This window comes from Syntrophales bacterium, from assembly GCA_023229765.1.
Classification (GTDB): Bacteria; Desulfobacterota; Syntrophia; order Syntrophales; family UBA5619; genus DYTH01.
The window spans coordinates 1-8,283 of sequence record JALNYO010000063.1 but is presented as its reverse complement, the minus strand read 5'-3'; the positions used below and the strand labels follow the sequence as shown (position 1 = coordinate 8,283).

General features: G+C 51.9%; 14 protein-coding genes and 1 pseudogene. All 15 read left to right on the top strand.

Annotated features, from left to right (window positions below):
• Positions 1 to 147: 147 nt before the first annotated feature.
• The 15 genes and pseudogenes from M0P74_17600 (at position 148) to M0P74_17530 (ending at position 8,060) form a co-directional block, all read left to right on the top strand.
• Positions 148 to 417, top strand: coding sequence for a type II toxin-antitoxin system HicB family antitoxin (locus M0P74_17600; protein ID MCK9365402.1), 270 nt, complete (start codon positions 148 to 150; stop codon positions 415 to 417).
• Positions 410 to 640 carry a type II toxin-antitoxin system HicA family toxin gene (locus M0P74_17595; GenBank protein MCK9365401.1) on the top strand — a complete coding sequence of 77 codons (231 nt, stop codon included), beginning with the start codon at positions 410 to 412 and terminating at the stop codon, positions 638 to 640. The genes M0P74_17600 and M0P74_17595 overlap by 8 nt, the downstream gene beginning before the upstream one ends.
• Positions 641 to 693: 53 nt before the next feature.
• Complete coding sequence (locus M0P74_17590; protein ID MCK9365400.1) at positions 694 to 906, top strand: hypothetical protein; 213 nt, start codon at positions 694 to 696, stop codon at positions 904 to 906.
• Positions 907 to 1,432: 526 nt separating this feature from the next.
• Positions 1,433 to 1,903: pseudogene (locus M0P74_17585) on the top strand (hypothetical protein).
• A 189-nt stretch (positions 1,904 to 2,092) separates the two neighbouring features.
• Positions 2,093 to 3,070, top strand: a complete 978-nt coding sequence (locus M0P74_17580) for a hypothetical protein (protein ID MCK9365399.1) — start codon at positions 2,093 to 2,095, stop codon at positions 3,068 to 3,070.
• A gap of 95 nt (positions 3,071 to 3,165) precedes the next feature.
• Positions 3,166 to 4,425, top strand: a complete 1,260-nt coding sequence (locus tag M0P74_17575; GenBank protein MCK9365398.1) for a putative DNA binding domain-containing protein — start codon at positions 3,166 to 3,168, stop codon at positions 4,423 to 4,425.
• 201 nt (positions 4,426 to 4,626) lie between these two features.
• Entirely contained in the window at positions 4,627 to 4,881 is a 255-nt protein-coding gene (locus M0P74_17570; protein ID MCK9365397.1) for a type II toxin-antitoxin system prevent-host-death family antitoxin, read from the top strand.
• 138 nt (positions 4,882 to 5,019) lie between these two features.
• Positions 5,020 to 5,271, top strand: a complete 252-nt coding sequence (locus tag M0P74_17565) for a hypothetical protein (protein MCK9365396.1) — start codon at positions 5,020 to 5,022, stop codon at positions 5,269 to 5,271.
• Positions 5,246 to 5,614, top strand: coding sequence for a type II toxin-antitoxin system PemK/MazF family toxin (locus tag M0P74_17560; protein MCK9365395.1), 369 nt, complete (start codon positions 5,246 to 5,248; stop codon positions 5,612 to 5,614). Before M0P74_17565 ends, M0P74_17560 begins: the two co-directional genes overlap by 26 nt.
• A gap of 161 nt (positions 5,615 to 5,775) precedes the next feature.
• A complete protein-coding gene (locus tag M0P74_17555) occupies positions 5,776 to 6,201 on the top strand; it encodes a MarR family EPS-associated transcriptional regulator (protein MCK9365394.1) in 426 nt (141 codons plus the stop codon).
• A gap of 74 nt (positions 6,202 to 6,275) precedes the next feature.
• Positions 6,276 to 6,572: a nucleotidyltransferase domain-containing protein gene (locus M0P74_17550; protein ID MCK9365393.1), complete on the top strand. Its 297-nt coding sequence runs from the start codon at positions 6,276 to 6,278 to the stop codon at positions 6,570 to 6,572.
• Entirely contained in the window at positions 6,563 to 6,982 is a 420-nt protein-coding gene (locus M0P74_17545; protein MCK9365392.1) for a nucleotidyltransferase substrate binding protein, read from the top strand. Before M0P74_17550 ends, M0P74_17545 begins: the two co-directional genes overlap by 10 nt.
• A gap of 132 nt (positions 6,983 to 7,114) precedes the next feature.
• On the top strand, positions 7,115 to 7,381 hold the full coding sequence (locus M0P74_17540) for a hypothetical protein (GenBank protein ID MCK9365391.1): 267 nt from the start codon (positions 7,115 to 7,117) through the stop codon (positions 7,379 to 7,381).
• A complete protein-coding gene (locus M0P74_17535; protein ID MCK9365390.1) occupies positions 7,378 to 7,773 on the top strand; it encodes a type II toxin-antitoxin system VapC family toxin in 396 nt (131 codons plus the stop codon). The genes M0P74_17540 and M0P74_17535 overlap by 4 nt, the downstream gene beginning before the upstream one ends.
• Positions 7,774 to 7,850: 77 nt before the next feature.
• Complete coding sequence (locus M0P74_17530) at positions 7,851 to 8,060, top strand: type II toxin-antitoxin system HicB family antitoxin (GenBank protein MCK9365389.1); 210 nt, start codon at positions 7,851 to 7,853, stop codon at positions 8,058 to 8,060.
• Positions 8,061 to 8,283: the final 223 nt, after the last annotated feature.

Here is an 8,283-nt window from a genome sequence, read left to right as displayed (position 1 = left end):
CGACACTGTTGCCGCCGACCTTACCGCCCACCGCCGGGACACGGAGGCCCATTCCCCGGTGTACCGGGTAAAGGAATAATTGCGGTCACCCCCCCGCAAAAACGCTAAATTTAAAGACCTGACCCCCAAGACTTGTGAGGAGAGATCATGCTGATTGAATATATAGATAAGGCCATGAGTGCAGCGGTTTACGACAAACTTGAAGACGGATCATTTTCCGGGAAGATTCCCGCATGCCCCGGGGTGATAGCTTTTGGAGCGACGCTTTATCAATGCGAGCAGGAGCTGAAATCCAGTCTTGAGGGCTGGCTCATTGTCAAGATTCGATACGGGGACAAATTGCCGGTTATGGGCAGGATTAATTTGAACGCAAGGATGCCCGCTTTTCAGGGCGAGGCAACTGCGGTTCATGCATAAATGGAAGCCCTGCAAACGACGGGACTTTATCAAAAAACTGAAGACACTCGGCTTTGCGTCGCCGGAGCCTGGCGGCAGCCATTTCTATATGCGTCATGGAACCTATACCTTTACCGTGCCGGGCAATCAGGAATACTCCGTGCCGCAGGTTAAGGCGCTTCTGAAGGAAATTGAACAGGGAATCGGGCGAGAGATCCCTTTAGATGATTGGGATCGGCTGTGAACCACCCCCGAACGCTAAATTTAAAGACCTGACCCCCAACGGAGGTTTTTTATATGTACAACTTTAAATATGTTGTTTACAAAGAAGATAAATATTTTGTTTCTCAATGCTTGAATGTTGATGTTGCCAGCTTTGGAAGGAGCATTGACGAAGCGGTGGCCAACTTGAAAGATGCCGTGCATCTGTATATAAAAGACGATATTGGCAGCGGCATGTACCATGAAGTTGGCGATGTCTTGATCGGCGAGACAGCCGTAAATGTCTAAGCTTTATTCTTCCCGCCACATTATAACCGTTCTTGATGAGCATGGCTTTGTCGAGGTGGATCAATCAGGCAGCAACAAAAAGTTCAGATGCGGAAGCTCGACCGTGATTGTTCCTTTACCGAAGCGAGAGATACCTTATGGTACATTTATGTCAATTCTGAGGCAATCTGGCCTCAAAAAGGTGGATTTTGAGTAGGCGCAAGACCCCCATTTATCCTCATTCCCCCTCCTTTTTTCAGAGGGAAAACTTTTTTACCGTCGCTAATTTCTCAATTATTCCAATACCATTACCTATGCCGGAGCTCCGGCATACCCCCCAAAAAAATAGCACACGGAGACGTCCATGACCTCAAGCTCAGCACTCGATCCTCAGTACTCCACCGCCCCCACCGGCGAGCAATTTCCTCTGCCATCCCCACATGATGAGGCCGCTGAAATTCAGCGCCTGCAAGCCCTCGTCGCCGACCACCGCGCCCGGGGCCATGAAATCGTCGTAGTCCTCGGCGTCGGCTTCGTAGGCGCCGTCATGGCCGGCATCGTCGCCGACTCCGTTCAAAAAACACCTGTCATTCCCGATAAGTCTGTCATTCCCGAACAAAAAACATCTGTCATTCCCGAAGTCTTTAATCGGGAATCTAATTCCCCTATCATCCCCCCCGGCCAACCCAACAAATTCGTCATCGGCGTCCAGCGCCCATCCCCGCGTTCCTACTGGAAAATCCCACTTCTCAATCGTGGCATCGCCCCCGTAGAAGCCGAGGACCCCGAGGTCGCCCAGATGATCGCCCGCTGCGTCCTCGCGAAGAAAACCCTCACCGCCACCTACACCTACGAGGCCCTCTGCCTCGCCGACGTGATCGTCGTGGACGTCCAATGCGACTACTTCAAGGAGACCCTCGGCAATTGCCGCCAGGGCCACGCCGAGATCGCCGCCTTAGAAGAGAGCTTAAAAGTAATAGCCGAGAAAATCCAACCCCACTGCCTCGTCCTTATCGAGACAACGGTACCCCCCGGCACCACTGAATACGTAGCCTACCCAATCCTAAAAAAAGCCTTCGAGCGCCGCTTCTCAAGCCCCGCTCCCCTCAGCACTCAGTCCTCAGCACTCGTCCCTGATTCTTCACTCAGCACTCAGCACTCAGCACTCGTCCCTGAGCCTTTGCTAGCCCATTCCTACGAGCGCGTCATGCCCGGCCGGGAATACGTCGCCTCCATCCGCGACTTCTGGCGGGTCTGCAGCGGGATCAACGAGCCGGCGAAGGAAAGGGTCGTGAAGTTCCTCTCCGAGATCCTGAACGTCGAGAAGTTCCCGCTGACCGTCCTCGACCGCCCCATCGAGAGCGAAACGAGCAAGATCGTGGAGAACTCCTACCGCGCCACGACCCTCGCCTTCCTGAACGAATGGAGCCTCTTTGCGGAGCGCAACGGCGTGGACCTGATCAAGGTGATCAAAGCGATCAAGGTCCGCCCCACCCATTCCAACATGATCTTCCCCGGCCCGGGGATCGGCGGTTACTGCCTCCCCAAGGACGGCGGCCTCGGCGTCTGGTCCTACCAGACCCTCATGGGCTTCGAGGATGACATCTTCAAGATCACGCCGCTGGCGATCGACATCAACGACACCCGCTCCCTCCACGTGGCGGAGCTGGTGCGCGACGCCCTCCGCAACATGGGGAAAATCGTCGCCGCCTCGAAGATTGCCCTCCTCGGCGCCTCCTACCGGGAGGACGTGGGGGACACGCGCTACAGCGGCTCGGAGATCGTGGTGAGAAAGCTCACGGAGATGGGCGCGGAAATCGTCATCCACGACCCCTACGTTCTGCACTGGTGGGAGCTGGAGAAGCAGGACAACTACCCCGCCCCGGGCCATTCCTGGTCGCGATTCTTCCGGAATCAGGAGAAGCTCAAGGACAGCAAGGTGGAAAATGATCTCCCCGCCACCCTCAACGGCGTCGATGCCGTCGTCCTCGCCGTCCGCCACGAGGCCTACATGACCCTCGACCCCGATGAAGTCACCAAAATGACCGGCCGCCCCGTGGCCGTCATCGATTGCTTCGGCATCCTCAACGACGAAAGAATCAAACGCTACTTCGAAATCGGATGCGAGGTGAAGGGACTCGGCCGCGGCCACGTCAAACGCATCAAGGACGCCGTCAAAAAATAGAAAATGAATGAAGAAACCATCCTGAATTTCATAAAAAAGGCGAATCCGAAACGGTCGAGTTCAAATCCACCCTTGATCAGGCGGCGATTGAAACGATTGCCGCTTTTGCCAATACAAAGGGCGGGTATGTTTTTGTCGGTGTTGCAGATTCCGGAAAGATTGTCGGCGTCCAGCTTGGCAACGAGACGATCCCGCAATGGCTCAATCAGATAAAAACCAACACGTTTCCAACTCTTATACCGGATGTTGCGACCGCTGCCATTGATCATAAAGACGTCGTGATCTTTATGGTCGACGAGTTTCCGATCAAGCCCGTGAGCTGCCGAGGGAAATATCTGAAAAGAGTCAGGAATGCAAACCATCAGATCTCCATTCACGAGATATCCGATCTTCATTTGCGAAGTTATCAGACAAGCTGGGATTTCTATTCCGACACCCGCCATGGACTGGAGGACATCTCTTTAGCGAAAGTAAGCAAATTCATAGAAATATCAAATCGGATTCGCCCCAATCCCATTCTGGACGATCCCCTCACGGTGCTTAAAAAATTCGAGTTAATCAAAGAAACATCGATTACGAATGGCTGCTATCTGCTTTTTGCAGCGGAGGATGTCCTTTTATCCACGATAGAGATAGGACGTTTTAATAGCGACACCCTCATTCAGGACAGCCTAACCATCCGATCGGACCTGTTTGGTGAAGTGGATGCGGCGCTCTCGTTTATTCGAAAACATCTGAATAGATCTTACATCATTACCGGAGACAAACAGCGGGAAGAACGCTGGGACTATCCCCTTCAGGCGCTTCGCGAAATCGTGGTCAACATGATTGTCCACCGCGACTACATGAGTTCAAGCGATTCCATGATCAGAATATTTGAAGATCGGATAGAATTCTTCAATCCCGGTCGCTTGATGGCCGGGCTGTCGATAGAGCAGTTGGTGCGCGGAAACTACGTCTCCGCCATCCGCAACAAACAGATCGCCACGCTTTTTAAAGAAGCCGGGATCATTGAGAAATACGGTTCCGGCATCAAACGGGTATTGGAATCCATAAGGTCATACGGGCTAAAGGATCCGTCGTTTGAGGAGATCCAGGATGGGTTTCGGGTAACCTTTTTCAAAGCCACCCAGAAAGCCACCCAGATAACCACCCGGATAACCACCCAGAAAAAGTCAACGAAGGACCAAATTCTCGACATCCTCCGTGAAAATCAAAACCTTACTCGCAGCGAGATGGCGCAATTGTTGGGGAAAAGTCCAAATACCATCAAGGACCATCTGGCCGCGCTCAAATCTGAAAACCGGGTGGAACGAATCGGGAGCGACCGCGACGGTTATTGGAGAGTGAAGTGATAAAAAAATGGGGTCAGCATGTCCCCTCGCAAAACGCTAAATTTAAAGACCTGACCCCCGACCTTGCACAGAGGAAAAACCGGGGCGACTCCCTATTTTATCGCAGGGAAAATAGGGAGTTGTACCGGCTTTTCCGGGCCACAGGATGGGATTTAATAATCGGGAGCTGTCCCCCCCTTTAAAAGTTTTGTGGAGGTTTTCATGAATACTCAAACATATAATGTTCAGGAAGCCAGAACCCACCTGTCTCGGTTGCTTAAAGATGTAGCTTCCGGCGCAGATGTTATCATAGCCAAGGCCGGTAAACCGATGGCGCGGATGTCCAGAATCGAGGCGAGCGGGCTGAAAATCCGCTTCGGCATCCTCAAAGGCAAAGCGAAGGTGTCAGCAGATTTCGACGCGCCGTTGCCCGACGATCTGCTTTCCGAATTCGAGGCAAATCGTTGCGGATCTTGATCGATACACAGATTTTCATCTGGGCGGTTATTGACAGGGTGAATGGGGTCAGGTGAATGGGGTCTTTAAGTTTAGCGTTGCGCAGCAATGCTGGATTTAAAGACCCCCAAAACTGACCCCCAAAAAACAGGAGGAAATATGCTTACAGCGATTCAAGGCGTCTATCGTAGCGGTAACATTCATTTGTCTGAGCTGCCGCGAAACATCACTGATGAAACACCGGTGGTCGTTACTTTTCTCAGGGCCAGTAGCATAGACTTGCAGGCACGCGGCATTAGTGTCGCGCAAGCCACCGATTTGCGTGCGCGTTTGGCAACTTTCGCCGAAGACTGGAACACCCCGGAAATGGAGATATATGACAACTATGACGCAGCCAAAGCAAATCTATAAGCGTGGCGATATCGTCTTAATGCTATTTCCCCATTCCGATTTGCGGACAGCCAAGACTCGTCCGGTATTGGTTGTTCAGGCCGACAACCTCCAAACCGGGCTGCCGCAGATAATCGTGACCATGATAACCAGTCGGATGCTTCGCGCTCAGCACCGGAGCCGTGTTATTGTCCAGCTTTCGACACTCGAAGGCCGGCAATCGGGTTTGCTCACGGATTCGGTTGTCATGACTGATAATCTGGCTACCGTTGCCGAAACTGAAATTGATCGGATCATTGGGACACTTCCAATGGGGCACGTTGATGCAGCGTTGCGGCATACACTGGGGTTGCAAATTACTTAAGGGACCCGATCCCACCCCCGCAAAAACGCTAAATTTAAAGACCTGACCCCCAAAATATCCTGACCCCCAAAATATCTCTTGACTTCCGCGGGCGCTTCGAATAGGTTCGCAGCGGTCTTCACTAAATGAACACACCCAGACACGACAGGATATGATCACAGATGCCCGCTACACTTGCAGCCCGACTTGAAAAAGAAGAGACGCTCCACATCATCCGCGAGATCGAGCGCTCCCCGGAGATGAGCCAGCGGGAGCTCTCCATCCGGCTGGGGATCAGCGTCGGCAAGATCAACTTCCTCATAAATGCCCTGATCGACAAGGGTTTTATAAAGGTCGAGAACTTCAGGAAATCAGACAATAAAATCGCATATCTATACAACCTGACCCCCTGTGGGATCGAGGAAAAGGCCCGGATGACCTACCTCTTTTTCAAGCGCAAGACGGCCGAGTACGAACAGTTGGCGCAGGATATCCGGCAATTGCAGGCCGAGGTGCAGCGGTCCGGCGCAATTAGGGACAGAGCCCTTTTTCCCGGCTTTTTGGGAAATGGGGCTCTGTCCCTAATTGCGCCAAAGCCCCTGGTGTAATCCAGAGGGCGGAGCTGTATCATCTCCACCCCGCAAAAACGCTAAATTTAAAGACCTGACCCCCCAAAAAAACTATGACCAGAGAAGAACTCATTAACCGCTCGGAAGCATATATCCGCCGGGCTTTGAGAGAGCATATTCCGGCGCAGGCGCCGATATATCTTTATGGTTCGCGCGCCCGGGGCAACAATCGCTGGAATTCGGACTACGACCTCTGGATTGATGGCGAAATCCCCGTTAGCATCCTGAGAGCGCTCAACGATGAGCTCGAGGAATCCTTTGTGCCCTTCCGGGTAGAAATCGTGACAACTCCCCAACTGACCGGCCGTTTTGGGGAACGCGTAAAACAGGATGCAATCCCATGGACTTAAGAATTGTGGCGTTTAAAGAGGCCTTGGATAAGTTCACCTATCTGGCCCGGGTAGACCTCGCTGAGATCAAGGAAAAGCTTGCCGACGAACGTCTTATCGACGGATTTCAGAATGGCCGGGCGCAAAAATTCGAGTACACCACGGAATTATGCTGGAAAGCAATCAAGGCCTTTCTCAAGGAAAGGGACGGTATAGACGAAGCAGCGCCCAAGAAGGTTATCAAAGCCTATTACGTTGGAGGTTATGCTGCTGAGGACGATTACCTGTTGCTGCTGGATGCCATCGAGGACAGAAATCGTCTCAGCCACATCTACGACGCCGAAACATTCAATCTCATTCTGGCCCGCCTGCCGGATTATGCCGCGCTTTTCGAACGGATAAGCCTGCATTTAACGAAAGAAGCTGAATAACCCGGGATTTTAAAAACAGCCCCCCCGCAAAACGCTAAATTTAAAGACCTGACCCCCAAAAACTAAATTTCAAGACCTGACCCCCAAGACTTGCCTAAATTTAGAGACCCCCAAGACCAAAGAGGTAAATCCATGCGAACGCAAACTAAATACGAAGAAATCATTCTCGGGGAGATTAGAACCCTGCCGCCACCGGTTCTGCCGCAGGCGGTTAAGATGTTGCGGTCATTGAGAGAAGGCGTCAAGAGTGTTGCCGGGCGTGCCGGGCGCAAGTCTGCCGCCGATACCGAAAGAACGGGCTTTTGCGGCGTCTGGAAAGACGATCGTCCGGCAGATGAGATCATTGCGGATATTACCACGCACCGCAGCGGTTATGGCCGAAGAAAGGTCGATCTGTGAAGTACCTCTTGGACACCGACATCTGCGTCTACTGGCTCAAGGGGAATGAGCATATCGAGCAGAAGGTCTTGTCGGGCGGAATTGATAACATTTTCGTATCCTTCATTACTGTCAGTGAACTGTACTATGGAGCCTATAAGTCTGAACGGGTTGACGAAAACATTGCAATGATCCGAAATCTCACCGATCGCATCAACGTCATCGAATCGGATGATGCGATTAGCGAGGCATTCGGGAAACTGAAGGCATCTCTTGAAAACGCCGGGATGATCATCGATGACGCAGACATGTTTATTGCCGCTTGCGCACTTGTCCATGGGTTGACGATGGTGACGAACAATACAAAGCATTTCAAGCGTATCAAAGAGTTGAAACTTGATAACTGGATGTAAATCGTGGGCGCCGACCGCCAAAAGGCCCCCGCAAAACGCTAAATTTAAAGACCTGACCCCCAATAGAGGTATCACCGATGAGACAATTTACCCTTGAATTTTGGCAAGATGAAGATTGGTATGTGGGAAGGCTTCTGGAGGTTCCCGGCGTGTTCAGTCAGGGAGAAACCATTGAAGAATTGAAGAAAAACATTCAAGATGCCTATCAGGCGGTCATGGGTTCTGAAGATGTCAGCTTTATCCCGTCGACGGCATCGAGAATTTTCATTACCCATCCCGAGGCATAACGAGATAAAGAATACGCTGTGCATCCTGATCAAAGCGCAACTCCATTTACAGTTGCCATAACGGGCAAAGAAAGAGGATCGTGTCTTATTCCCCCGGCAAAAACGCTAAATTTAAAGACCTGACCCCCAAAATTTAGGGAAAATAGGTACCTGTCCCATTTTTCCCGGGCCATGGCCACAGGGCCTGTCCCCATTTAAAGGAGAATCAAAATGGCTGATGCAC

Excerpts from the sequence above, each read along its gene's own strand:
- M0P74_17600 (MCK9365402.1), top strand. The coding sequence starts at position 148 with ATGCTGATTGAATATATAGATAAGGCCATGAGTGCAGCGGTTTACGAC.
- M0P74_17595 (MCK9365401.1), top strand. The coding sequence starts at position 410 with ATGCATAAATGGAAGCCCTGCAAACGACGGGACTTTATCAAAAAACTG.
- M0P74_17590 (MCK9365400.1), top strand. The coding sequence starts at position 694 with ATGTACAACTTTAAATATGTTGTTTACAAAGAAGATAAATATTTTGTT.
- M0P74_17580 (MCK9365399.1), top strand. The coding sequence starts at position 2,093 with ATGCCCGGCCGGGAATACGTCGCCTCCATCCGCGACTTCTGGCGGGTC.
- M0P74_17570 (MCK9365397.1), top strand. The coding sequence starts at position 4,627 with ATGAATACTCAAACATATAATGTTCAGGAAGCCAGAACCCACCTGTCT.
- M0P74_17565 (MCK9365396.1), top strand. The coding sequence starts at position 5,020 with ATGCTTACAGCGATTCAAGGCGTCTATCGTAGCGGTAACATTCATTTG.
- M0P74_17560 (MCK9365395.1), top strand. The coding sequence starts at position 5,246 with ATGACGCAGCCAAAGCAAATCTATAAGCGTGGCGATATCGTCTTAATG.
- M0P74_17555 (MCK9365394.1), top strand. The coding sequence starts at position 5,776 with ATGCCCGCTACACTTGCAGCCCGACTTGAAAAAGAAGAGACGCTCCAC.
- M0P74_17550 (MCK9365393.1), top strand. The coding sequence starts at position 6,276 with ATGACCAGAGAAGAACTCATTAACCGCTCGGAAGCATATATCCGCCGG.
- M0P74_17545 (MCK9365392.1), top strand. The coding sequence starts at position 6,563 with ATGGACTTAAGAATTGTGGCGTTTAAAGAGGCCTTGGATAAGTTCACC.
- M0P74_17540 (MCK9365391.1), top strand. The coding sequence starts at position 7,115 with ATGCGAACGCAAACTAAATACGAAGAAATCATTCTCGGGGAGATTAGA.
- M0P74_17530 (MCK9365389.1), top strand. The coding sequence starts at position 7,851 with ATGAGACAATTTACCCTTGAATTTTGGCAAGATGAAGATTGGTATGTG.